Below are 26,072 nucleotides of genomic sequence, written 5' to 3' on the forward strand. Positions count from 1 at the left end.
TATATCGATCTTGATGCGCAAGAACTTGCTGAAATTGAAGCGATTCAAGCTGCTATTGAAGAAAATGATGAACCGATTGAAGATGTTGAAACCGCTGCCGGTGAAACTGGTGACGGTGGGAGCTCTTCTGCGGTAGACTTCTCTCGTGATGGTGCTGAGACACAAGCAAGTTCTGATTTTCAAACGGAAGGTTTTGACTTTGCTTCGCAGAATGTTGAAATAACAGATAATAGTGCCTTACAACTTGCTGTTACAACTGAAATTATCGAGCCACAGCCTCAACCAGACACAACGGTGATTGATCAGGACATTAGCTACGCCGAGAATCAAAGTGTTGATGCGGTTGTTGGCACACTTAAAGCTAATGCGGATGTCGCGAGTTACACGTTTGAAAATGGTGGAAAAATCACTGCGGATGGTTATTACACGATTAACAATGCCGGGCAAATCACCATCACGGCAGTGGGTGCTGCAGCCCACGTGAATAATTTTGAACAAGATGACAATGATAACAGCGGTGACTATGTGGTTATTGCCAAAGACACGGCATTAAATGAAACCGAATTTACGCTGACTTTAGCGGAAAGTGATATTGATGAGATAGCGCCAAGTGTTGTCGCTCAAACGGTCACTTACGCAGAAAATCAAGTATCGGGCGCGGAAGTGGGCTCATTAGCCGAGAATACCGATGTTGCAAGTTACGTGTTCAAAGACAGCAATAGCCAAACCTCAGAAGATGGTTTTTACAGCATCGACAATGCGGGCAAGATTACGATCACCGACGCAGGTGCAACCGCCACGTTAATGATTTTGAAGCGGATGATAATGGCAACAGCGGTGACTATGTGGTTATTGCCAAAGACACGGCATTAAATGAAACCGAATTTACGCTGACTTTAGCGGAAAGTGATATTGATGAAACTGTAAACGAACCCCCTATCGCCAAAGATGATGGCCTAAGCACAGAAATATTTTTAACTCTGAAGATGCTGGTTATAGCAATACGTTAATCGCATATTCAGTGATCGATGGCGTTGCAACTGATCCAGTGGTTGTTATTGCAAATACTAATTCAGCAACGGCTAGTGATAGCAACCCAATAATGACTATTGAAGGAAAGGATGTTCAGTTTATTCTTGTTGCAAAAGGTGGTGATACCTGGAATGGCTTTGAAAATATAGAATTAGGTTTTAATGTGGATGGGAAGTTAACTGCAGATGGTGTTGTTATAAGCAGTCATGTTTATTACCAAGACCATACGTTAAATGAGGGCAATGAAGATTACTTTGATGAAACTGATAATGGGACTGGCACTAGCTTTACCATTGGTATTGAAGATACACCGAGCGGTGATGATGATTATAATGATTTAGTTATTACGATAAATCAAACATCAAAATATGTAACAAACGAAGACACAGCTATCACAATTGATGCCTTAAATAACGACAGTGATCCAGATGGCGATTTGTTAACAATAACTCATATTCAGGGACAGAGTGTTACAAATGGTTCGGTTGTTAGTGTGTCTGATTCAGGTGGTGTATTACTCGGTAATGCAAAATTGGTTGATGGCAAGATTTTGTTTACACCTGTCGATTCATTGCAATCATTAAACGTTGGTCAAAACCAAGAAGTCAGTTTTCAATACACTGTCAATGATCGTATAGATGGCACTGGTGAGTCAGATACTGCGATGGTTGACCTAATTGTGAGTGGTTTAAATGATCCCTCAATTATTGAAGGTGATGATAATGGATCTGTAACGGAAAACGTTCAGATAGAAATTGTCAATGGTACATATGTCCTTTCGGACAATGGAAAATTAACTGTTTCTGATATAAACAATAATGACTCTCCAATATTTACTACTAATGTCACTTTCAACAATAACTTATCTGATAATAATTCAGCTTTAGGTCAGCTTGTTATTAGTAGCGATGGGACTTGGAATTATCAAGTAGATAACATTGAAGTACAGTATCTTGATAAACATGAAACGGTGACTGAGGTTTATACAGTTCGATCGGAAGATGGTTCGGCACATGATATTACTATCGTGATTAACGGTGCAGCTGCAAGTGATGGTGTAGATACTTTACCAATATTAAATGGTGGTACGTTAAATGATACTTACCGAGTTTTATTTGGAGAATATTGGTCGGCAAATCAGAATAACCTTCAAGTTGACATTGGTGGAAATCAGACAATTTCTTTCACAAAACCGGATGGAACTTTTGTTTCTGACTTTAAAACAGGCAGTATTGAATTTACTAACTCAGCCCAGATAATATCTAGTGGCTCTGGAAATGACCATGTCGAAACGGGTGCTGGAAATGATATTATTTACGCAGGAGAGACAGGAAGTTCAGGTTATGAAAGTGACGATGACTTAGAAAACTCAGTTGAGACATTAAAGGCTACAAGTACTATGTCAAGTGATTTAGATACCATAGTTACACCATATTAGTAGTTACTAGTTGAAGACGTGAGTTCTAATAAAGTTGATGTAGTAAATGCCGGAAGTGGTGATGATATTATATACGGTCAATCAGGCTCTGATTTATTATATGGCCATACTGGAAACGATTATATTGATGGCGGTAGCCACAATGATGGTCTCCGTGGTGGTTTAGGTCACGATACGTTAGATGGCGGAACGGGTAATGACGTATTGCGAGGTGATGCTGGAAATGACTGTCTAATTGGTGGACTAGGTAACGATATCTTAACCGGTGGCGGTGAAAAATACGGTAAGAATGTGTCAGATGCAGATACTTTCATCTGGAAGTCTGATGATGTAGATGGTGGAACGGATCACATCACTGATTTTAAAGTTGATGAAGATAAATTGGATTTCAGCCAACTATTACCTAGCACGACAAGTTTAGGAAGTTATTTAGTCTTTTCTTATGAAAATAGCAGCACTGTTATCTCAATATACGTAAATGGGCTTGGATCTGATTTAAGCCAGACAATTATTTTGGATGATATTAGGTTAGATGGTATTAAAAAAGATGGTAGCGTTGATCAAGCCAAAGTCATTGAAAACTTAACGGATAGCCTGATTGTAGACGTCTCTACTTCGACTGCGGCCGAAGTGCTTACTGCATTACAATATCCTGTTGTTGAACCGTTAGAGGCTCTAGCGGCAGAGCCTGTTGTTGAACCGTTAGAGGCTCCGGCTGCAGAGCCTGTTGTTGAGCCAGTAGAGCTACTGTTTAATGAGATTTCCGGCACTAATGGTCCTGACCGATTAATTGGTACTGAGCAAGCTGATATAATCGACGGAGGGAAAAAAGCTGATACATTAATTGGTGGAGAAGGTAGTGATATACTTATTGGTGGCAAAGGCCAAGATACTTTAATTGGTGGTTTAGATGCTGACACCTTTGTTTGGTTAGACGGTGATACTGGAGTCGATCATATTAAAGACTTTGCACTTGATGAAGGCGATGTGATTGATATCAGTGATCTTTTGCATATCAGTAATGGCGATAACCTGAATGATTTCTTAGACTTTGAAAGTAATGGTCAAGACACTACAATAAGTGTACATGCAGATGGTAATGCTGAAATAACACAAACGATTGTATTGGATGGGATAGACCTCGGCAGCAATGATGTCACTATCATAAATGATTTGCTAACAGGTGGTCATCATGGTGCTTTATTTATCGGAGAGAACGCCAGTGTTGATACTGATATCTTGTTAATTACTATTCCCGAGGACCATGCGTAAAAGTAAGTAGGGACTAGCGTTTCGATAGCCTGTCACGATGAAAGCAAAACAATATGCTTTCATCGTTTTTATAGAATAGGTAACTTCTCCCTATCTCTCACTTATTGTATATTTTATCTTTTATTAACCTCCATAATGCATATAACTCTTTATAAGTTATATACTTGTAAAAATCACACTGACTCGAGTATTCAAATGTCATCAGCACAGGCACAATGGACTATTAACGCTTCACAGCGTATCAGCGAAGACCCTTTATTAGATTGCTTAGTTTTACTAAGTGAGCACTTTGGTAATCCTTGCTCTGCTGAAGCATTAGCTGCCGGACTGCCATTAACCAGTAGTGTGCTTTCTCCTGAATTATTACCACAAGCAGCCATGCGTGCAGGCCTAAGTGCGAAGTTAAGTCGTAAAAGCCTCGATAATATTCCGCAGATGTTACTGCCTTGCATTTTGATGCTTAAAGATCAAAAAGCATGCGTTTTACAATCCTTAGATATTAAAGAAAATAAAGCGGTTATCTCACTACCTGAAACAGGCGGAGAAGAGCTGTTAACTATTGAAGAGCTAGAGTCTGTTTATGTCGGTTACTTATTTTTAATTAAACAGAAATACCATGGCGATCGTGATTTTGATGTACATATAGGTAAGAATGAAAAACATTGGTTATGGGATACCATTCGGGAATCTGCTCCTATCTATCGTGATGTGATTATCGCATCAATATTAGTGAATATATTTGCCTTGGTATCCCCGTTATTAGTAATGAATATTTACGATAAAATTGTACCTAATTTAGCCTTCGAGAGCTTATGGGTACTTGCTGTTGGCGCCTCTATTGCTTATACCTTTGATTTTATTCTTAAGCAACTCCGCTCATACCTGATTGATGTTGCCGGTAAAAAAATAGATATCCAAACCTCTTCAAAATTGTTTGCCAAAGTGATTGGTATTTCATTAGCCAAACGTGCACCGAGTGTTGGTGGTATGGCGAGGCAACTTGGTGAGTTTGATAGTGTACGAGAATTTTTATCATCCGCTACGGTGACGGCATTAGTTGATTTACCCTTTGCTTTCTTATTTGTATTTATTATCTACCTTGTAGCGGGGGATTTAGCGATTTTCTCGGTCATCGCAACCGTACTGATATTGGGTTATGCATTACTTGTACAATCGCGATTACGTCATGCAATTGAAGAGAGCAATAAGTTCTCTGGTCTGCGACATGGGCATTTAGTTGAAAGCCTTTCATCGCTTGAATCAATTAAAGCGAATGGTGCTGAAGGTGTTGTACAAAACGCATGGCAGCAGATGTTAGGGCACACTTCGAACTGGCAACTTAAATCAAAAATCATTACTAACTCAGTGGCAAACGTTTCTAGTTTCATTGTGCAGATGGTGGTTGTCGCAGTTATCGTATTAGGCGTTTATCGGGTTTCCGATGGGCTTATTTCAATGGGCGGAATTATTGCCGCGGTAATGCTCTCTAGTCGTGCTGTTGGACCAATGGCTAAAATTGCTTCTTTAATGATGCGTTATAATCAAACTGTGACATCATTGAGACAGCTTGATGGCATCATGGAACAAGAAGGTGAATTTGAAAATAAAGGCCACCTTGCAAGCCGTACTAAGCTTGAAGGTAATATTGTTATGGAGCATGTTACTTTTACTTACCCTGATATAGAAAAGTCTGCGTTATATCCGCTATCACTTAAAGTAAAACCGGGTGAAAAAATTGCGATTATCGGTCGTAACGGTTCAGGTAAAACAACCCTTGCCAAGCTACTCTTAGGGTTGTTTCAACCAAACCAAGGCAGCATTCGTTACGATGGTTTGCATCAAGGACAAATTCATCCGAGTGATCTTCGCCGTAATATTGGTTACTTACCACAGGATATCGTGCTGTTTCACGGGTCGATCAAAGACAATATTCTATTTGGTACTAAACAGGTTACCGAGTACCAGTTAATCCGCGCGGTTCAACTATCCGGTGTGAGTCTGTTTACTGATATGGAATCGCAAGGATTAGAGTTACAAGTTGGTGAAGGAGGGCAATCACTTTCTAGAGGGCAAAGACAAGCGGTTGCATTAGCGCGTGCTATTTTGAATGATCCACAGATGTTGCTATTAGATGAGCCCACAGCCAGTTTAGATGCACGTGCTGAAAAACTGTTTATCGAATCGATGAAGCAGACTGCACATCACCGTACACTCTTTTTAATCACCCATAAAATGCATCTGTTGCAGTTAGTGGACCGTATTATTGTGCTTGATAAAGGGCATTTGGTCGCAGATGGTGATAAAGATGCAATATTAGACAAACTCAAAAATGGACTATTAAACAGTGCTCCTAAACAGAGGACTCAGGTATGAAAATAAGTAAACAAGATTTAGAAATGGCAGATGATGTTTACGGTGCTATTTTAACGCAAACGCCAACGGTGCACCGTTTAACTATTTGGTCTATGGCTGCACTTTTTACCTGTTTTATTGTTTGGGCTTATTACGCAGAGCTTGATCGTGTAACACGTGGAGAAGGCAAAATAATCCCCTCTTCACAGGTACAAATTATTCAAAGTCTTGATGGTGGTATCTTACAAGAGCTTTACGTGAAAGAGGGCATGCAGGTAACCAAAGGGCAAATTATTGCACGTATTGACGATACACGTTTTCGCTCTGATATGGCGCAGCAAACACAAGAAGTAGATTCTCTACGTGCTAATATTATCCGTTTGCGATCGGAATTAAGTCATGTCTTAGTGGCTGATGTGGCGGCATGGCAGCTACAAGTGAAAATAAAAAAAACACAATTACAGTTTCCGGATGACTTAAATAACAACTCTCCAGAGCTGGTTGCGCGTAACCAAGATGAATATAATACTCGGTTAAACAATCTTGAAAATAAAGTTGCTATTCAAGGCCAGCAAATTAAACAGCGTGAACAAGAAGTTAAAGAGCTCACCTCTAAGATCTGGACCCTTAAAGGCAGTTTGAAATTGGCAAATCGTGAACTAAAATTAACTATTCCTTTGGCCAAGAAAAGAATTGTTCCTGAAGTTGAGTTGTTAAAGTTACAGCGCACCGTTAATGATATTAAAGGTGAACTAAGTGCCTTACGTTTGTTAAAACCAAAAGTACAATCATCTTTTGAAGAAGCGGTACTCAAACGTCGAGAAGCAGTTTTTAAATTCCGTACAGAGGCACGAGCTCAACTCAATGAGTTCCAATCTAAACTTTCCCGTCTTAATGAAGCACAGGTCGGCGCACAAGATAAAGTCAGTAAAGCACTGATTATTTCACCGGTTGTTGGCACGGTTAAAATACTGCACAAAACCACCTTGGGTGGAGTCGTCAAACCGGGGGAAGTATTATTAGAAATTGTGCCATCGGAAGATAAATTGTTAGTAGAAGCAAAAATAATTCCTAAGGATATCGCCTTTCTATACGTCGGTTTACCTGCAGTGGTAAAAGTTACAGCCTATGACTTTACCCGATACGGGGGACTTGAAGGTGTTGTTGAGCACATTAGTGCTGATACTACACAAGACGAAGAGGGTAACAGTTTTTATATTATAAGAGTGAGAACAACTGAATCAAGCATGCACAGTAGGGACAATAGAGAGATGCCAATCATTCCTGGGATGATGACCAGTGTTGACGTAATGATCAGTAAACGAACAGTGCTGGAATATATTTTGAATCCTCTTTTAAGGGCGAAAGAACTCGCGCTCAGGGAGTATTAAGAATGGAACATAGTGATGGAGATATTATGAAAAAAACCTATTTCAAGTTAATAAAAAAAACGGTACTAGGGCTATTGTGTAGTGCAATATTTTTACCTACTGCAGTAAACAGTCAATCTCTCGAACAAGCGGTGGCGTTTACCTTTGATACGCACCCTGAGTTACGTGCTGCTTACACACGTTTTAAAGTAACTGAAAAACAGGTTGAGCAAGCTGAAGCTGGCTATTGGCCAACGATTGATGCTACCGCAGGTATTGGATATGAGTATACCGATAGTCCAGGTACACGACGCACGGGTTTAGCTGGAGGTGATGATACCGAAGAGCTTCCTCGACGTGAAGTCGGTTTAAGTTTAAAACAGGAACTCTTTAGTGGTTTTCATACCAGTAGTGAAGTTGACCGTACGAGTTACGCAACGAGTGCAGAGCAGTGGCGTTTATACAGCATTGCAGAAGATTTAGCGCTTGAAGTGAGTAAAGTGTATATCGACCTGATTAAAGCTGAAAAATTAGTCTCGCTTTCGGAGAAAAATCTTGAAGCGCATCAAGAGATATATGAACAAATTAAAATCCGTACGGACTCTGGATTTGGCAGCTCAGCTGATCTCTCGCAAATTAATGGACGTCTTGCTAAGGCGCATTCCAATTTAATTGCAGCTAAAAATAACTTTTTAGACAGTAAAGTTACGTTTTATCGGGTGATTGAGCAGCGTCCCGACAATTTAGTCATTCCGTATCCTGATGGCGCCTTATTACCAAAAACGAAAGAAGAAGGCCTCGCGTCAGCACTTATCAATCATCCTGTTATTAAGTCTGCGACTAATGATATTCAGTCAGCGCGCGCGCAGCATGATACGGCTAAATCTAGCTATTATCCGAAAGTGTCTTTCGATGTTAACGCTAATTTTAATGACAATCTAGATGGTGAAGACGGTAAAGCAAACGGCAGTGACGTTGGCGGAGAAAATAATGAAGTGATTGCGATGATACGTGTCTCTTACAATATCTTCTCCGGAGGTAGAGATGATGCTTATGCCAAAGAAACAGCATATAAAATGAGTGAAGCCAAAGAATTAAACCGTAATGTGCACCGACAAGTAACGGAAGGATTTATTCTCTCATGGAATGCTTTTGAGCAACTAAACTTACAAAAGAAATATATCAAAATGCATGTTATTGCTTCTAAAGATACACAATCAGATTACACCGAGCAATTTAAAATTGGCCAACGTAGTTTACTAGACTTATTAGATACTGAGAACGAATTATATCAAGCCCGCCGTGACTTCTTAGATGCTGAATTCACAGAAATTTCAGCGCAATATCGTATTTTGCACTCTATAGGTTTATTGGTGGACTCATTACGCGTAACCCGCCCAGAAAGTTGGTTAGGTGAAGAACAGTTTGATGGGGGAGTAAGGCAATGAAATTTGTAATATTTTTAGGTATATTTTTTATATCTGCTTGCTCAGTACAAGTGATCGATATGACAGCAGAACCAACGGTGCAAAAATTTGACTTAAGCGATAGCGAAGGTGACGGTATTATTTCCGCACGTGACGAGTGCCCTGAAAGTAATACGGGTGCTCAAGTGAGTAATAATGGTTGTGGATCTAATACGGTTGAAACAGTGCATCGTAAATTAGAAGTCAATTTTGATAATAACTCATATGCGGTTAAAAGCGAGTACCTTTTTGAAGTTGAAAAACTCGCTGATTTTATGATTGAGTATCCACAAACTGAGGTCGCTATTGAAGGTCATACTAGTATTCGCGGTAAGGCTGCGCTCAATAAAAAATTATCACAAAATCGAGCTCAGGCGATTAAAAACATCTTAATTAAAAAATTCAATATTACTGATGAGCGTATTACTGCTGTCGGTTATGGTTTTGAAAATTTATTACTTGAGGGAGATGATGAATATATTCATGCTCGAAATCGTCGTATTGTTGCTGAAATTAGTAGCGATAGAAGTCTTACTGATATGAAGTGGACCATCTACAGCGTTGATGACGAACTAGAGTAACAAACAGTGAAAACCTTGCTTGCACTACCTGTGTACCGAATATTGATAATCAGTGTGTTACTGCTGGTTATGGTATCGGTATTGTATGCAAAAAAGACGAGCAAATTGAACGAGCCACAAATTGTCGCTGCGCTTATCAGTAATTATGGTGAACGAGCAGGAAAAAGAGGTAAGGCGTGGTTTCGTTTAATGAATAAATCCTCTGCATTAGATGAAGCTCAAAAACTTAAAAGTGTTAATAATTTTTTTAACTTATTACGTTTTACCGATGACATTAAACTCTGGGGTGTCAGTAATTACTGGGCAACACCGATTGAATTTTTAGGTGTAAATGCGGGCGATTGTGAAGACTTTGCTATCGCTAAATATTTTACCTTATTAGAGCTTGGCATCCCTGATAAAAAAATGCGTATTACTATGGTAAAAGCAGTAACACTAGACCAGTACCATATGGTAGTTGCCTATTATGAAACACCCGGTTCAGTGCCTGTTATTCTTGATAATATCGACGGCAGAATCAAGCCTGCCACAAAACGTAAAGATCTTATTCCCGTTTACAGCTTTAACGGTAAACAACTTTGGCTCAATAAAAAGAAAGGCCAAGGTGTACTCGCAGGAAAATCGCAACGACTAAAACGTTGGACAGATTTAAATCAGCGCATGGGGATCTCAAACCTAAAACAACCAAAATTGAGAATGGAGTAAAATAATGACCCTTTTTAATCAGATAAATTCACTGTTATTTGCATTGTTTTTATTAGTGATGTCCAGCTTGGTCTATTTTCAGTTTACTGAAACCAAAACCTTCATGGTTAACCAAATGGAATCAGATCTGAATAATACAGTCACATCATTAAGTTTGATGTTAAAACCACATTTAGAAACCGGCGATGCAGCGACAGTTGATACTTTGGTAAATGTGATTTTTGAAGGTGGGTTTTATAAACAAGTTCATCTAACTTGGCTTGCGGACCAGAAACAGCAGGTCTGGGAAAATAGCATTACCATTAAAAAAGTGCCGCAATGGTTTATCAATTTAAACCTCTTCGAAACGCAGAGTAAAGAGGTCACTATTACCTCGGGGTGGTTGCAGTTAGCGACGCTAAAAGTGGAATCTAACCCTGCCATCGGATACCGCGAGTTGTGGCGTATTATGAATGATACGTTAATGATTTTAGCCGCATTATTTCTTATCTCTATTATGGTTTTGCGTTTACGTTTAAAAAGAATTTTAAAACCGTTACATGAAGTTGCCCAACATGCCACTGATGTATCACAACGAAAATTCCACCCTGATATGCCATTACCTCCTACCAAAGAGCTAAAAGAAGTGGTGGGGGCGATTAACTCAATGTCCGGACAACTAAAACAAGTATTTAGCGCATTAGATGATGAGGTCGACAACCTTAAAAACAATACCTTACGCGATCATGTTTCACAGTTACCCAATCGTTTATATTTTACAGGGCAGCTTAATAGTTGGTTAGATTCGCCCGGATTTGGTGCATTATTACTGGCCGATTTTAACTGGTTGGATGATATTCATAGTAAATATGGGTACCAGGTCCGTGATGAAACCATCAAAGTATTAGCTCAAAAACTGAGTAAAGACTTACCATTTTCTTCTGAGACACTGGTAGCACGTATATCAAATACGGAATTTGCGTTTTTGATTCGCGAAGTGGATAAACAACAGGTTAGCGAATATTTACAAGGGCTGATTCGATTAATTAATCAAGAGATGTTAAACGCAGGTAGTGAACCCAATCAGGGTTTTGCGATTGGTATTAGCGAGCGAAGCGAAGGTGTCTCTCGTGCTGAATTATTATCACAGGCCGATAATGCACTGCAAAAATCCTTAAATGAGAATAAGAGAAGTAATTGGTTCTTTGTCGAAGAAGATCAAGAGTTTAGTCGTGAAGATTGGCGAGATGAGCTGGTTGAAGCGATTGACCAAAATAAATTTCTTTTCCAATGGCAGCATATTCAACAATGTCGTGATGATAAAGTGATCCATCGTGAAATATACTGTCGTTTAGAAGTGGCTGGTAAAGTGATACGTGCGGGCCAATTCATGCCTTATATTGAACGTTTTTCATTGGGTCATAAATTAGATAGATGCTTATTAGAGTCGATAGAAAGTAATAACTTGTTGAGTCTAAATAGTGAACCGATTGCGGTGAACTTGTCGCGAGAAAGTATCACTAACCCTGATTTTCATCTCTGGCTTGCTTCCTATCTTTCGGAAGTGAAAAACCCTGAAAAGTTACACTTTGAGATGCCAGAAGCGGGTATTACACAAAACTTAACCACCTGTTTGCTGCTTTGTGACATTATCACTCAAGGTGGCGCAAAATTTGGCGTAGATAACTGTGGCAGACAAATGGGTTCACTCACTTATTTACAGCAGTTAAAGCCATATTACATTAAATTAGATATGTCGCTTTCATGTTATAACAATGAAGAAAACGAAGAAAATCAGCAGAATTTAGAGCTTTGTCGTGCATTGGTTAATATTGCCAGAGGGTTAAATATTAAGGCAATTATTACTGGTATTGAAGATGAAAAGCATTTGAATACTATTAAGCCGTTAAGGGCTGAAGGCTACCAGGGTTATATCATGCCGCCGGTTGAAATAGACAAGCGTTAAGGGGAATTAGGCGTGCCATTTTCAATCTAACATGACACGCCGATAGTAGGGTATTACTAACTGATTAATATCCGTTCAAAACGTCTATTAATCAGAGAAACCTTCATGAACAAAATTATGTTTACGTTGGTAAAAAGTCGCTTCATCACTGTCTAAAAAGCTAAGTGCAAACTGATAACCTTCGATTTTGAATTTATCAAGTTTTGCCAACTCATATTCGTTCATAATAATATTCATCGCCTCACTTACCCATTCAGTTTCACCTAATCCAATGGCTATTTCAGGTGGATCATAATGTGTCACCATCCAATCTTGTAACTGCTCGTTTGAAATTTTTTGAGTGCCCCAAAGGTGCAGCTGTTCGACCAATTGCGCTTTACTAATATCTGTCATTTTTTGTCCGTCGGTATCTATTACAGTAAAAGCCATATGTTCATCGGCTAATGCGGTTTTGATACCCAAGCTACTTGAAGATGCAGGAATCAGCCAGTTGAGAGGTGGCCATATTCAAGGCATGAAGTTGAAGGTTTAGTCATTCTAAATCAATGCTTCATAACACTGAAGAGGGTTACCTCTCACCTGGCCCTACGGGAGGTTCGCTCGAAAGCCAGCTCTGCGTTACAACATTCGAAAAGGGAATAACCCTTATCTTCATGTCGCGTCTTAATCTGACATTCGAGCGAGCCTCTGAATCTGCATCTTCAGGTAGTTTGGGTATATACATCCATTATCACTATTTTTACGTTACACTGCTACGTTTTAAACGCTCCAAGTTGGAAAATAATGTACACACTTCGCCCGTATCAACAAGATAGCGTCAATGCCACACTGCATTACTTTCGTAAAAGCAGTGATCCTGCCGTGTTGGCTTTATCAACAGGGGCGGGGAAAAGTCTCATTATTGCAGAGCTTGCGCGTCTTGCACGTGGCCGTGTTTTAATATTGGCGCATGTTAAAGAGCTAGTTGAGCAAAACCATAAAAAGTATGAAAGCTACGATCTTAAAGCTTCTATATTTTCTGCGGGTTTAGGGCGAAAAGAATCTGACCAGCAAGTTGTATTCGCCTCGGTACAATCGATTGTGAATAGCCTTGATCAGTTTAGTGAGCAGTTCAGTTTATTAGTGATCGATGAATGCCATCGTGTCCCGTTAGATGAAAACAGTGCTTATCAGCGTGTCATAAAACACCTGCAAAAAAATAATAGCAAACTGAAAATACTAGGCTTAACCGCAACACCTTATCGGTTAGGACTCGGCTGGATATATCAATACCATACCCGTGGGCAAGTACGCTCAGCAGAAGATCGTTTTTTCCGTGATTGTATTTTTGATTTACCGATTCGTTTTCTATTAGATGAAAACTTTTTAACTACGCCTAAAGTGATGGATATGGCGGTATTAGGTTATGATTTTTCGTCGATCAACGCGTCAAAATCTGGAAATTATCGAGAAGCTGATTTAGATGGGGTGATAAAGCAATCGAAGCGCGCAACACCTTTAATCATCAAGCAAGTCATCGAACAGGCAAAAGATCGCTTAGGTATCATGATATTTGCGTCAACCGTCAATCATGCGCAAGAGATAATGGGCTATTTAGCGGCAGAGAATGCAGCGCTAGTGGTTGGCGATACGCCTATTGAAGAGCGCGACCGTATTATTAATGCGTTTAAAGAACAGAAAATTAAATATTTAGTCAATGTCTCTGTACTGACAACCGGTTTTGATGCACCACACGTTGATTTGATTGCTATTTTACGTCCAACGGCATCGTTGAGTTTATATCAGCAAATTGTCGGTCGTGGTTTACGTTTATTTGAAGGTAAGAAAGATTGCCTGGTGATGGAGTTTGCAGGTAACTGTTATGACCTTTATCAGCCCGAATTAGGCGACCCTAAACCGAACAGTGAAAGTGAGATGGTGACCATTCCTTGTCCTGCTTGTTTGTTTAACAATAATTTTTGGGCAAAGGTCGACCCTGCAGGTTTTGTGATTGAGCATTATGGACGCCAATGCCAAGGTTATAAATTATTAGAAGATGGCAGTCGTGATATTTGTGGTTACCGTTTTCGCGCTAAAATCTGTGAATTATGTGGTGAGGCGAATGACATTGCGGCACGTCGATGCAATGGTTGCGAGCACGTATTGGTCGACCCCGATAAAAAATTACGTGATGCAATGAACTTGAAAGATGCCATGATCATAAAATGTGTTGATATGAAACTTGAAGCCAGTAAGAATCGCTTTGATAAAACCCAATTAACCGTGACGTATCAGGGCGAAAATAATGCAGAAATCAAACAGATTTGGCAAGTTTCAAGCAAAGCGCAAAAACGTGATTTTTTAAAACAATTTATCCAACCACATCTCATCGATCGACACCGTGAGTTTACAGACAGCGCGCCAACAAAAGTGATCAAAAACCAGCATCGATTACGTCACCCAGAAATTGTTATTGCCCACAAAGACGGCCGTTTTTGGAAAGTGCGCGAAAAGTTGTTTGATCTCGCTTTTTACCAAGACACCACTGAATAGTTTTATCCCCTCCAGAAAAAGGAATATCCCTATTGTCACGTTAAGAAAGTAAACCTTTAATAGCAGATCTTACGAGTACTTAACCCTATTTATTACTCGCTAAGCAGTAAATATATCGTTATTACCCATTATATTATTTGTGTTAATGGTGATTTCCTTCACGTTTTAAGTTCGTTATCGAACTATTTAAAAATAAGTTTATGTCACTTAATGTGATGTATGTAACGGTTTTAGTGTCATTCAATCGTCAGAAAGATATGAAAATAAAATGTTTTCAAGTTTAAGTTTAGACGTTTAATAAGAAAGTTTTACTTTGTAAGTTATTGTTTTTTAAGTTTCGTGTCTTTTGTTGGTTTGTTTTTGATTAAATGTTTGTGGATGTTTGTGGATGTTATTGAGTTGTTGTTTTTAGGTTGAAAACCGACCGTTTTTAGGTTTTTTCAAAAAGTTCAATTTAATTGCAAAAAAAAATACTCTTGGTATTGTTGCTTGCGAAATATGCGAAATATTCGAAATATTCGAAATGTGCAAAGGATTTTGCACAAGGACTTATAGTATTAATTAAGTAAATTAAAGGGTATTAAGAAATGAAAAAAACAATATTAGCTACAGTTATCCCTGCATTATTCATCGCGACAAGCGTTTCTGCTACTGAATTATACAACGATGAAGTAAACACATTTTCTGTTGGCGGACATCTTTCTGGTGGATTAATTGGTTCTGATGAAGACGATACTGAAGTAAATTCAGTTTCTCCACGTATTAACTTCGGCGCAACACGTGATTTAGGTAATGGTTTTGCTGCAGACGCACGTCTTGAATGGAGCATCAATACTTCAGGTGGCGAGCAAGCACTTAGCACTCGTTTAGCTTACATTGGTTTAACACACGAAGCTTACGGTCGCGCTGCAATCGGTACACAGTGGGCACCTACTTACGATGTAACAGGTTATGCTGATATGCCAATCGCATTCGCAAATGACTTCTTATACCCAAGTGACATGAGCGCAATGGGTACGGGTCGTGCTGATGACATGATTAGTTACCGCAATGGTGTTGAATTCGGTAGCAACATGGCGTTAAACCTAGGTTTAGGTTGGCAGGGTGCTAACGATATCACTAGTATTGATAGTAATACTGCAGATGGTAAAGATGTTGAAACAACTACAGCATATGATGCGCGTTACCAAGTTGCATTATCGTTTGATATTGCTCAATTCTCGATTGGTGCAGCATACAATGCAGGTGATATCGATTTTTCTGGCCAAACAAAAGAGTCAACAGCTGCAAATGTTTCAGCTAAATACGGTTCATACGGCCAAGGTCTTTATGTAGCGGCTGTTTACGGTGACAATGAAAATGTGTTCCGTGGTAAATCTAAATCTAGGTACGCTGAAGCACAAGATATGGAAGCTATCGTTGCATACGCTTTTGAAAACAGCATTAACGTAAGCTTAAACTACGAAGCAGTAGATGCTAAGTTACTTGAAAAGTCTTCAAGCAAAACAGTTTACAGCCAATCTGCACTACAAGTTGAATATAACTTCCTATCAAACGTAGTAGGTTATGTTGGTTACCAAGTTGATTTAGGCTCTGATTTAGCGGGTCATAAAGACGACAACGTTTGGATGATCGGTGGACGTATCTACCTATAATTTTGTAAAACGAAACGTTTTTATTAAATTATAAATTGAAAGGACCAACTTAGTTGGTCCTTTTTTTTACCTCTACAAACCATGCTTATTTCTTTATTACCTGCCTCCTATTAAATCAAAATTGATATTTTTATTAATCTAACTCTTTCGTTTTTCAAGTAAATCGTGGTTTCATTATTTTTTGTTTTTTATTAGATGTGTAAAATACATATCTCTTTTTTAATAAACAAATCACATTTATACTTCAAAAACATTTCATTTATTTACTCTTTGTTGGTGTTTTTTGTTTTTACTAAAACGGTTACAAAAAATTGAGAGTTATATCCGTATTCGACTGTAATTGTTACGTAAGTACATTGATCTATAGATAAAGCTACCGTATTCTTTTTAACTATAAATGGTGCCCATCAACAAAAAGAATCTATTATTATGACTCTTCTAAACGATAAAATTTCCCAGCAGTTCGACTCATCTGCCTATCAATTATTAGAAAAAATAGGCGAAGGTGGATTTGGACATGTGTACCTTGCAAAGCAAGTAAATACTGGCCAGTCTGTTGCGATTAAATTTTTATCGATTAGCAATGATTTTGATGACAATAAACGCCAACGTTATGTCGAACGTTTTGAACGTGAAACCTTGCTGGGTAGCCGCTTACAGCATCCTAATATTGTGCGCCTATTAGATAAAGGCGAAAGTGGTGATCTGTTATTTGCCGTATTTGAATACGTTGAGGGGATAACCCTTAAGCAACGTTTAACGCAGTCCGGCGCATTATCCGCCGTTGAAGCCACCGATGTGATGACGCAAGTATTAGATGCCTTAGCACATGCGCATCAACAAGGCGTGGTACATCGAGACATTAAACCCGCGAATATCATGCTCACAGAAAGTGCCGCCAAATTACATATCAAAGTATTAGACTTTGGTATCGGCACGTTAGTGAATGAAGCACGTGTTCAAGACTACAAAAGCATTACCTTAACCCAGGAAACCTTAGGTACACCTTCCTACAGCTCACCAGAGCAGTTGCGTGGTGAGCCCGCAACGGTTAAAACCGACCTTTATGTGTGGGGTTTGGTCTTTATAGAGTGTTTAACGGGTCAACCTGCCATGTCGGGATCGAATTTAGCCTCTATTTTCCATAAACAACTTAGCCAAGAAAATGTGGCGTTGCCTAGTGCCATTGTGGGTCACCCTTTAGCTGCTTTATTACGCCGAGTATTACAGAAAAAAGCGCACCTACGCAGTGTGAACGCCCCTGATTTGTATCATGAGATTCAGCACATTAATGTGGCTAATTTGGTGGGTGAATTACAGTCAGACAATGAATCAAAGGCGACCCTGGTTAATGTCGTGTTAGACAACGATGTAACACTGATTAACGATAATCCTATTTTTAATACCGGCCATGTAGAGCGCAAACAATTTACAGTGATGGCGGTGCGTTTAAATGCACATATTGTCAAGGGAAAAGAGGTCGATCAAGAGGTAATTGATACCTTGCATCGTGATCAAAAAAATCAATGTTTAGATACCGCCATTCGTTATGGGGCATTTCATGTAGGCACGTTAGGGGATACGCAACTGTTCTATTACGGGTATCCAGCTGCCAGTGATAACGATGCAAGGCTTTGTGCACGAACAGCGCTGGATTTAATCAGCGATCTTAAGAAACGTAATGCATTATTAAAAGTGAATCAAGGCATTCAATTAGAGATTAAAATTGGTATTCATACAGGGCTATTAACCTGTTATGCCGATGCAACGCCAGAGGGTGATACTGCCAATATTGCATTACAATTGGTCAGATTGGCGGGCAACGATCAAATATTATGCTCTGATAGCAGTCAAAAAATACTACAAAGTTACCTTGAATTTAACCCTGTAAGCCATCAACCGTTAGGGGTAAGTTCAACCACTACACCCTTGTTTAATTTAATGGCCGAGCGCCATGTAGAGGCCTTCGGTTTCTTACGGGCCGCACACAATAACCACCTGTTTATTGGGCGAGAACAAGAGATAAGCGCATTACGTGCGCTGCAAACATCAGATAGCGAAGTGAAACTGGCACACGTATTTGGCGAAGCGGGTATTGGTAAATCACGCTTAACCTTTGAGTTTAGACATCAAAGCAGTCAATACACCCACTTTATGGGCCAGTGTTTACCAGAGCATATCAATAACGCCTTATATCCCATCCTGAATATTTTAAAATACAAATACGCGTTAACTAGCTTATCAGACAGTGATGCAATCAGTAAATTAAGCACAGAAATTTCATTGTTTGATGAGATTAACCTTGACGATATTTTACCGATATTATGCGCTTGGTTAGGCTACCAACTACTCGATGACATGGCACCGAGTAGTTTAAGTCCAGATTTGCAAAAACAGTTGTTATTTAAAACGCTCAACGCATTATTAAATAAGCAGGATAACCAACAAGCAAACTTATTTGTATTCGAAGATATGCACTGGGCAGACCCAACCAGTCTTGAATTCATTCATCATTTATCAACATCTGAGTCGTTTAAAAACAGCAATAACGTGTTTATTAGTAACTCTCGCCAACCGTTACCCGCAATATTTGACAGTGAAATTTATCAAAGCATTGCATTAAACAAACTAACCGAGCAGGACAGTAAAAGCTTTATTAACAACCTTTTTGATAATCAAAATGTCGCAAGCCAAGTGATGAATGCAGTGCTCAGCCGTACCGATGGTATTCCGCTGTTTATTGAAGAATTGGTGGATATGCTCAAACAAAAGGGCTTGGTCCAACATATCAATGGTATTACCGATTTTATCAATAGTGAAAAAATCGCCCAGCTACCAACCAGCTTGCGTGATTCCTTGCAACAAAAACTTGATAGTTTGGTGTACAGCAAAGAGACCGCACAGCTTGCTGCCACTATCGGGCGAGAGTTTGATTATGACCTGTTAGTTGCTTCATCAAACCGCAGTGAAGCACAATTACAAACAGACTTAGATGAGTTAGTCTGCGCAGATATTATTTTACAAAAGCGTCGTGTTACTGGTGATAGCTACCTCTTTAAACATGCTTTGGTGAGAGATGCTGCTTATGAGTCAATGCCTTCAAATTCAAGACAAAAAAAACATAAAACAGTTGCTCTTAGTTTAGAATCGCAACTAGAAAACCATCAATCAAGTAGTTTATTTCTTATTGCTACACACTTTTCATCTGCTGAAATGTTTAATAAAGCAGTCTCATTTGGGCTTAAGTCTGCCAATCAAGCCCTAGAACAATTAGCCACTGCAGAGGTTGTATTACAAACCGATCAAATTTTATTATGGAGTGATCATCTAGACAAAGCACAACAGATAGAGATGAAACTTGCTATTAATAATTTGCTTACCACTACCTATATGCAAACTCACGGCTGGGCTTCAGAGAAAGTGAAACAGTGTACTGATATATCGATTGAATTATTAAAAGCAAAACCATCTAAAAATAATAATGAAATTATCCCTCTGCTATGGTGGAGAATGTTTACTGGTTTGGTTTCTGGACAACGTAGCGATTTAGAAAATGTAGAAAAAGAGTTAGAAAGTGTTGTAAAAGAGGCGCCTATTTCTGACAAAGCGAATATTTTTGGTGCATTAGCTTATTATCGTTATACCGGTGGTTTTGTTGGTAAATATATAACCGATAATGATGAAATAAGTGAAGATGAATTGCCAGCAGTTCAAGTTGCCTTGAAATATGCTTTACGCTCAGCTACTTATAACGTGGACATTAAAGAAACAGATCATATCAATATTTATGGTTGGGATTACCAATCATTTGCGTGGGCACTATTAGGACGTGTCTATTGGGATTTAGGGCAAGTAGATAATGCTTTGAAGTTTGCTCAGAAAGGTGTTGCTAAAGCGCGCTTAATTAATCATCCGCCTTCATTATGTATTTCATTAATGTACTTAAGTATTGTGCATCAATACCAAGGTGATCATAGCGCCTGTGAGCAATCTGCTTTTGAATTAGTAAATGTCGCTAAAGAAAACAGTATGCCCATTTACGAAGCCTATGGAGGCCCAATTTATAGCTGGGCAATTAATGATGCGACGCACGAGCAAAAATATCTAAATGGCTTAGAAATTGGAGAGTCTAAGCATGCCGTTGCATTCTTTTCATCTCTATTTTCAGATGTTTTTATTAATCAGAAAGAGTATAAAAAAGCACTAGAAAGATTAACGTCATGCATTGCGCTTTGTGAGTCTGTTAATGAACATTATTACGAACCACAATTATATCAACGTCGTGCTCTATGCAGACTAGATCACTACCCCGCACAAAATGAAATTGCACTCAACGACTTAAAGAAAGGTAGAGATATCGCTAAGAAAATGGGTGCGATTCATATTGTTCATGAAATCGAAAAAGATATTCATAAATATTTTTAATAACTTAAAGGAATGAAAGTGAAATGAAAGAATTTAATATCCCAGAAAAACTAACTTCTTTACGTCAGTTACACCTGAGATCAAGTGCTAAAATTTGGTCTGAGAGCGAAAGCATTGAACAGTTTTTAGTAACATGTAATAGCGAAGAACTTGATTTTAGATTTCAAGACCCGAGTGATTATTCAGAATTTAAAGATAAATACTGGGTAACTTTTATGAAAGAATTAGGGCCTAAAAATCCTTTAAAAGTAGCGTGTAAAGATAACCCATATCTATTTTGGTATGAAGGCGTTGTTCCATTCTTTAACACTACGAATGGAGAGTATTTAGTTCAACCTTATATCAACAATAGTATTGTCCTAAAATTACCTAAAGCGCCAGAAGTCGGTGGTTATGAGTTAGCTAATGCACTTTCGTCTTATAGCGCTATTTCTTCGTGGTTGTTTACTGATGAAGACCCGCAAAAACAAAAAGAGTTTGAATATAAAAACTCTGGAGCGAATACATTAGGAGATTTGCATTTCACGGAAGAGCTTTTTAATACTGATCCTGAATTATTTATTAAAAACGTAGGACGTTACAGTGTTTATTTTTCACCAGCTTACGCAATATTTTATGAAAAAGAATACGGTAAACCTTTATTATATGATAATCCTACTGAATTGATTGCCAATTCACTTGCCCCTATTCAACCTAAACCCTCTTATGATTTGAATAATGATACAGGTACTTATTTATCATTTGGTGCCGCAATGCAAAAATTAGTTGCATTAATGTGGACAGATAATGATGTTTGGAAACTTATTATAACCAAAGACAAAGATGCACATAAACCTGGCCAAACGATTAAATTAATCGAGCAATTATTAGGTTATAACTACCCATTTTATTTAGATCTCGTATTAGAAGAAGATGAAAATATTGTTTATGACCAGGCCCAAGATAAATGGGTTTGGTTATATGATGAGGAGACCTGTAATAGTTTGGTACATAAACAAGGTGAGCGTGGACTTAAAGCAGGGAAAAAATATAATAATCCTCAACTTCCTTTGCAAGAGTTAATACTTGCTATTCCAGCTCCACCAAAGCAAGCAAGTCTTTCTCCAGTCGCTTTAATGAGCTACAACACTGATAACTCTGGCTATCCATTCTCTTGTTAACCTATGCCCAGCGACCTCAGTCGCTGGGCACTTCTAATGAATAAACTATATGAATATTTTTGATCAACGGTTAGATTGGCACCGTAAATTTACTGTTGCTACTGTTTCAAATTTGCACGTGAAATTTGTGTCTGAGTCTATATCTTCATTATTAGAAATTGAAACCTACAACGCTGTTAATGATTTTATTAGTAGTGGAAAAACACTTATAGACTATTCGATGGGGGTAAACCCTCAGTACGCAGCCTATTTACATCATTGTATTCAATCTCTTGTTGATTCTGACTATCTGGCTCCATTGGATGTGGAGGGGGAGTCGTATTTTCATCCTGATTTTAAGGTAGCCTACGAACTTAAATCGGAATCTGATGGTTATAGTCTTGTTATGTTATCGCAATGCATTGAAGAAGATCGCATAAAAGCACTGTTGATTGCGACGAAGATAACCGAAAAAACTAATATAGTGATTGTTGATGACTATTTAGATCCGCGTATAAAAGAGATAGAACAACACTTTAATTCACTGAAAGAATCTTGGTTATTACTTAAACTCACCGGTGAAAGGGCGTTAATTGGTCCTTTTTTTTCAGGACTGGCAGGAAGGGCGTGCTGGCAGTGTTTACAGTATCGGATGAAAGCAAATGATGTATTAAAATGGATTCAGTATGATCAGGGGGAAAATAGAGCATCCCCAATTTCGGTAGCCAGACTTAACTGTAAAGAAACCATAGAGACCTATTTAACTGATGCTTTACCGTTAATAAAGCGCTTGTTAATAGAGAAGAATACTGACAGCTTATATGAGCTATCAGTATTAAGTGATATTCCGCGATTACATCCTGTTATTTATCGACCTCAGTGCCCGTCATGTGGAGACGATAAATATTATGAGAAGCAAGTAAGCAAAGCACTTAGGTTGTCTTTATCAGTCAAGACGCAATATAAAGATGGTGGCGTTCGTAGCCTTACACCAGAAAAAACTAACGCGAAACTGACTGGTTTAATAAGCCCCTTATCTGGTCTTTTAACGCATTTATCAATGTTGTCAAAAGATACAAATAAAACCAGTAAAATATATCGAAGTGGTTTTTATCAATCTCCGATGACACTTGATTTCCTCACTTATAAACTATCAAATTCAACTTTTATGCATACCACCATGGGCAAAGGTATTAGCGAAGAGCAATCAAAAGCCAGTGCTTTAAGTGAAGCAATTGAACGATTAGCATCACAATTTCAAGGTGATGAGCCACATCATTTATCTGCGTTAATAAATGATGATTACATTTCTCCTCATCAGTTATCCCCTTATAGTGAGTCTCAATATCATGATTTTTGTGTGCAAGAAAACAATGTCGAGCACCAACTGTATTCTGTTGCTAAGTACGATAAAAATGTGCCAATACATTGGACGCCTGTATGGTCATTAAGCCAACATAAAACGCAATATTTACCCTTAAGTTATTGTTATGCGCATACTCCTTATGCAGAGCAAAAATTTAGTCGTTTCTACCATAATGGTGGTGCTGCGGGTAACACATTAGAAGAAGCGCTGTTACAAGCATTTTTAGAAATAGTAGAACGAGATGCGGTGTCAATCTGGTGGTATAACCAATTACAAAAACCAGCTATTCAATGGAATGTTGTAAGCCCTATTTTGATAGAGCAAATGCAATATACTTTAGGGCAAGAATGGGAGTATTGGACGCTAGACCTAACGCATGACTTAAATATCCCTGTTGTTGCTGCCATTGCCCAGCACAAAACAGATAACACATTTAGTTTTGGCTTTGGTTGTCACATCGATCCAATTATTGCCTGCCAGCGTGCATTAACAGAGTTATGTCAAATAACTGAAATACGCCATAGTAATGTTGCCCCTTTTGAATTTGATAAAATAAAAGAGAAAGACTATTTATTCCCGTCAAAAGCAACCACTGAACTGTCTGATTTTATGACTCCTAAGAATGTAGATATCGTTGATGATTTACATTTCTGTTTCGAACAAGCAACGAATGCTGGATTAGATGTTTTAGCCTTAAATTACACACGTCCAGATATGGTATTGCATACTGCTAAAGTTATCTTGCCTGGCGCATGCCACATATTTCCATACTTTGCTGCCGAGCGTCTTTATCAAGTACCGGTTAAAATGGGCTGGTTAGAAAAACCAAAATTGGAAAGTGAATTAAACCAGCAGGCGTTGTTAATATAAACGATCTAAATTAGGTAAAAGAGTGAGTTATGTGCGGTCTTATTTTTTATTCGTCATCTTCAAAACAGGTTAACCACAGCCAATTTGTGCGTGCCTTAAATACCTTAAATAGCCGCGGTCCAGATAATAAGGGGCTGTGGTTTTCTGAAACAAAGAATGTCGCTTTAGGTCATACTCGCCTACAAATTAATGGTGGCGACAGTGCATCGCAGCCGATGTGTGGTGATGTTGATAACACGCTAGTGGTTGCGGTTAATGGTGAAATTTACAATGATCGCGCACCACTTGAATTACAAGGCATTCGTTTTAATACTGCGAGTGACAGTGAGTTTTTATTACATCAGTTTCATTTATCAGGTATTAGCGGATTAGCTGAGCTCGATGGCGAATTTGCATTTGTCATTGTTGATAAAAAAAGTCATCAGGTGACATTAGGGCGTGATCGCCATGGCATTAAACCACTGTTTTATGCCTTTATTGAGGGAGAGCTCATTGCTGCTTCTGAAATTAAAGCGCTACTCGCTTATGGTGTGCCGGCTAAGTGGAATAAAGATTACTTGTCAGGGGCTGAATATTTTCTACAGGATGCTTCACAAACCTTTGTTGAGGGTATTTATAGCGTGCCACCCGGTCATGTTGTACAGGTATCAGGTTCCACGTTAACCGTTATTCCTTATATTGAACGTTCACCTTTAAACCCAAGCCTATTCGCAGTATCAACATTGAGTTATAGCGAAGCTTGTACTCAATTTGAAACATTATTAGTAGATGCGATTGATAAACGTCTATTAAAAGATCAGACCAATAACACCTATTTGAGCAGTGGTATTGATTCCTCAATCATTACTGCAATAGCGTCTGGTTTATCAGATTCAATGCATTCCTACACCATTGCCTTTCCCGATAAAGCGATTGATGAAAGTCAGCAAGCCAAGCAGTTTGCAAAACAGCTAGCTATCACTAATGATACTGTACTCGTTGATGACTATATTCTCGCTGATCATTTGCAATCGGCAGTCTTACAATCTGAAATGGCTATTCCTAATATCAATGTAGCGGCTAAATTATACCTGAGTAAACAATTGGCCTTAGCAGGAAAGAAAACCGTACTAACCGGTGAAGGCGCTGATGAATCACTGCTCGGATATGGATTTTTCAGGCAAGATTTAAGCGCGCCTTATACAAGCGTGTCGCAATTTCCGGCAACATGGCATACACATTTACAGGCTGTAAAAAACAAACTCGGTTGCTTACCTGCACAGGCGGTGCATGCAACAGCAAATGGCGTGTTATTAACTAGTTTACGTGCGCCTCAGTTTCAGCTTGAAAGCACCATGAATAACTTTTCAACCTTGTTGATAGCGCCCAGTGCGTCACCGATCACTACCTCACAGATAACGGTATCTCAACAGTTGCATTACCAATCCGTGTTTCAAACCTATAATTTGGGTGCCTTGGCGGATAGAACCGAAATGGCGAACGGTATTGAAGGGCGTCCACCCTTTTTAGATAATCAATTAGTGGCATTTATCCATGGTTTACCACTGAGTTATAAATTTGATGGCGGCGTGGATAAGCGTATTTTGCGAGACGTTGCCACGAAATATATGCCTAAGCAATACACTGCCATTGCTAAAAAACCGTTTATCAGCAGTCCTGCTAGTTTGCACACCGTGGGGCCGTTGGCGGAAGTGTTCCAAAGCTACTTCTTAGATTTGACACACTTACCCGATTTCTATGATAAACAAAAAGTATCTAACCTCTATCACCATGCACTGCAATTACCAATAGCACAGCAAGCCCAGTTAGATCCCGTATTTATGTTTTTATGCAGTGTGATGATATTACAAGCCGCGTATAAGATGGAATTCTGACGTGTTACTCGCAACTAATTTTCAGAAAACAATGAAATAGACAGGAAAAA

At 38.8% G+C, this 26,072-nt stretch carries 17 protein-coding genes; 16 read left to right on the forward strand and 1 reads right to left on the reverse strand.

All coding sequences use genetic code 11. From position 1 onward, the window contains the following. The 10 genes from CXF74_RS08910 to CXF74_RS08950 form a co-directional block, all read left to right on the forward strand. On the forward strand, positions 1–873 hold an 873-nt coding region (locus tag CXF74_RS08910; RefSeq protein WP_157822369.1), incomplete at its 5' end, for a hypothetical protein. Further along, positions 846–1,010 (forward strand): hypothetical protein, encoded by a 165-nt coding sequence (locus tag CXF74_RS21935; protein ID WP_157822370.1) that lies wholly within the window; start codon positions 846–848, stop codon positions 1,008–1,010. The genes CXF74_RS08910 and CXF74_RS21935, both read left to right, overlap by 28 nt. Before the next feature lie 11 nt (positions 1,011–1,021). Beyond that, on the forward strand, positions 1,022–2,470 hold the full coding sequence (locus tag CXF74_RS08915) for a VCBS domain-containing protein (RefSeq protein ID WP_101082060.1): 1,449 nt from the start codon (positions 1,022–1,024) through the stop codon (positions 2,468–2,470). An 18-nt stretch (positions 2,471–2,488) separates the two neighbouring features. Next, positions 2,489–3,742, forward strand: coding sequence for a type I secretion C-terminal target domain-containing protein (locus tag CXF74_RS08920; RefSeq protein ID WP_101082061.1), 1,254 nt, complete (start codon positions 2,489–2,491; stop codon positions 3,740–3,742). A gap of 195 nt (positions 3,743–3,937) precedes the next feature. Continuing rightward, positions 3,938–6,115, forward strand: a complete 2,178-nt coding sequence (locus tag CXF74_RS08925; protein ID WP_101082062.1) for a type I secretion system permease/ATPase — start codon at positions 3,938–3,940, stop codon at positions 6,113–6,115. Continuing rightward, a complete protein-coding gene (locus tag CXF74_RS08930) occupies positions 6,112–7,485 on the forward strand; it encodes an HlyD family type I secretion periplasmic adaptor subunit (RefSeq protein WP_101082063.1) in 1,374 nt (457 codons plus the stop codon). The genes CXF74_RS08925 and CXF74_RS08930 overlap by 4 nt, the downstream gene beginning before the upstream one ends. A 26-nt stretch (positions 7,486–7,511) precedes the next feature. Beyond that, entirely contained in the window at positions 7,512–8,912 is a 1,401-nt protein-coding gene (locus CXF74_RS08935) for a TolC family outer membrane protein (protein WP_101082118.1), read from the forward strand. Further along, positions 8,909–9,511: an OmpA family protein gene (locus CXF74_RS08940; protein ID WP_101082064.1), complete on the forward strand. Its 603-nt coding sequence runs from the start codon at positions 8,909–8,911 to the stop codon at positions 9,509–9,511. Before CXF74_RS08935 ends, CXF74_RS08940 begins: the two co-directional genes overlap by 4 nt. Positions 9,512–9,580: 69 nt before the next feature. Beyond that, on the forward strand, positions 9,581–10,216 hold the full coding sequence (locus CXF74_RS08945; RefSeq protein WP_101082119.1) for a transglutaminase-like cysteine peptidase: 636 nt from the start codon (positions 9,581–9,583) through the stop codon (positions 10,214–10,216). 4 nt (positions 10,217–10,220) lie between these two features. Next, positions 10,221–12,161 carry a bifunctional diguanylate cyclase/phosphodiesterase gene (locus CXF74_RS08950; RefSeq protein WP_101082065.1) on the forward strand — a complete coding sequence of 647 codons (1,941 nt, stop codon included), beginning with the start codon at positions 10,221–10,223 and terminating at the stop codon, positions 12,159–12,161. An 87-nt stretch (positions 12,162–12,248) separates the two neighbouring features. Here CXF74_RS08950 and CXF74_RS08955 read toward each other — a convergent pair whose 3' ends face one another. After that, positions 12,249–12,623 (reverse strand): hypothetical protein, encoded by a 375-nt coding sequence (locus tag CXF74_RS08955; protein ID WP_332870269.1) that lies wholly within the window; start codon positions 12,621–12,623, stop codon positions 12,249–12,251. A gap of 321 nt (positions 12,624–12,944) precedes the next feature. Between CXF74_RS08955 and CXF74_RS08960 the strand changes: the two genes are divergently transcribed. The 6 genes from CXF74_RS08960 (at position 12,945) to asnB (ending at position 26,022) form a co-directional block, all read left to right on the forward strand. Then, a complete protein-coding gene (locus tag CXF74_RS08960; RefSeq protein WP_101082066.1) occupies positions 12,945–14,693 on the forward strand; it encodes a DEAD/DEAH box helicase in 1,749 nt (582 codons plus the stop codon). 587 nt (positions 14,694–15,280) lie between these two features. Next, complete coding sequence (locus tag CXF74_RS08965; protein WP_101082067.1) at positions 15,281–16,348, forward strand: porin; 1,068 nt, start codon at positions 15,281–15,283, stop codon at positions 16,346–16,348. A 429-nt stretch (positions 16,349–16,777) separates the two neighbouring features. Further along, complete coding sequence (locus tag CXF74_RS08970; protein WP_101082068.1) at positions 16,778–20,773, forward strand: TOMM system kinase/cyclase fusion protein; 3,996 nt, start codon at positions 16,778–16,780, stop codon at positions 20,771–20,773. A 23-nt stretch (positions 20,774–20,796) separates the two neighbouring features. Continuing rightward, positions 20,797–21,933 carry a hypothetical protein gene (locus CXF74_RS08975; protein ID WP_101082069.1) on the forward strand — a complete coding sequence of 379 codons (1,137 nt, stop codon included), beginning with the start codon at positions 20,797–20,799 and terminating at the stop codon, positions 21,931–21,933. Positions 21,934–21,982: 49 nt separating this feature from the next. Then, on the forward strand, positions 21,983–24,148 hold the full coding sequence (locus tag CXF74_RS08980) for a TOMM precursor leader peptide-binding protein (RefSeq protein ID WP_101082070.1): 2,166 nt from the start codon (positions 21,983–21,985) through the stop codon (positions 24,146–24,148). A gap of 29 nt (positions 24,149–24,177) precedes the next feature. Then, the gene (asnB, locus tag CXF74_RS08985; protein WP_101082071.1) at positions 24,178–26,022 is read left to right on the forward strand and encodes an asparagine synthase (glutamine-hydrolyzing); all 1,845 of its coding nucleotides are present in this window, start codon (positions 24,178–24,180) and stop codon (positions 26,020–26,022) included. Positions 26,023–26,072: the final 50 nt, after the last annotated feature.

The sequence above is a fragment of the Psychromonas sp. Urea-02u-13 genome (assembly GCF_002835995.1).
GTDB lineage: Bacteria > Pseudomonadota > Gammaproteobacteria > Enterobacterales > Psychromonadaceae > Psychromonas.

Bases quoted from the DNA above. Each gene is read 5' to 3' on its own strand.
- CXF74_RS08980 (WP_101082070.1), top strand. From the start codon at position 21,983: ATGAATATTTTTGATCAACGGTTAGATTGGCACCGTAAATTTACTGTT.
- CXF74_RS08945 (WP_101082119.1), top strand. From the start codon at position 9,581: ATGGTATCGGTATTGTATGCAAAAAAGACGAGCAAATTGAACGAGCCA.
- CXF74_RS08935 (WP_101082118.1), top strand. From the start codon at position 7,512: ATGAAAAAAACCTATTTCAAGTTAATAAAAAAAACGGTACTAGGGCTA.
- CXF74_RS08960 (WP_101082066.1), top strand. From the start codon at position 12,945: ATGTACACACTTCGCCCGTATCAACAAGATAGCGTCAATGCCACACTG.
- CXF74_RS08975 (WP_101082069.1), top strand. From the start codon at position 20,797: ATGAAAGAATTTAATATCCCAGAAAAACTAACTTCTTTACGTCAGTTA.
- CXF74_RS08970 (WP_101082068.1), top strand. From the start codon at position 16,778: ATGACTCTTCTAAACGATAAAATTTCCCAGCAGTTCGACTCATCTGCC.
- CXF74_RS08965 (WP_101082067.1), top strand. From the start codon at position 15,281: ATGAAAAAAACAATATTAGCTACAGTTATCCCTGCATTATTCATCGCG.
- CXF74_RS08940 (WP_101082064.1), top strand. From the start codon at position 8,909: ATGAAATTTGTAATATTTTTAGGTATATTTTTTATATCTGCTTGCTCA.
- asnB (WP_101082071.1), top strand. From the start codon at position 24,178: ATGTGCGGTCTTATTTTTTATTCGTCATCTTCAAAACAGGTTAACCAC.
- CXF74_RS08930 (WP_101082063.1), top strand. From the start codon at position 6,112: ATGAAAATAAGTAAACAAGATTTAGAAATGGCAGATGATGTTTACGGT.
- CXF74_RS08950 (WP_101082065.1), top strand. From the start codon at position 10,221: ATGACCCTTTTTAATCAGATAAATTCACTGTTATTTGCATTGTTTTTA.
- CXF74_RS08925 (WP_101082062.1), top strand. From the start codon at position 3,938: ATGTCATCAGCACAGGCACAATGGACTATTAACGCTTCACAGCGTATC.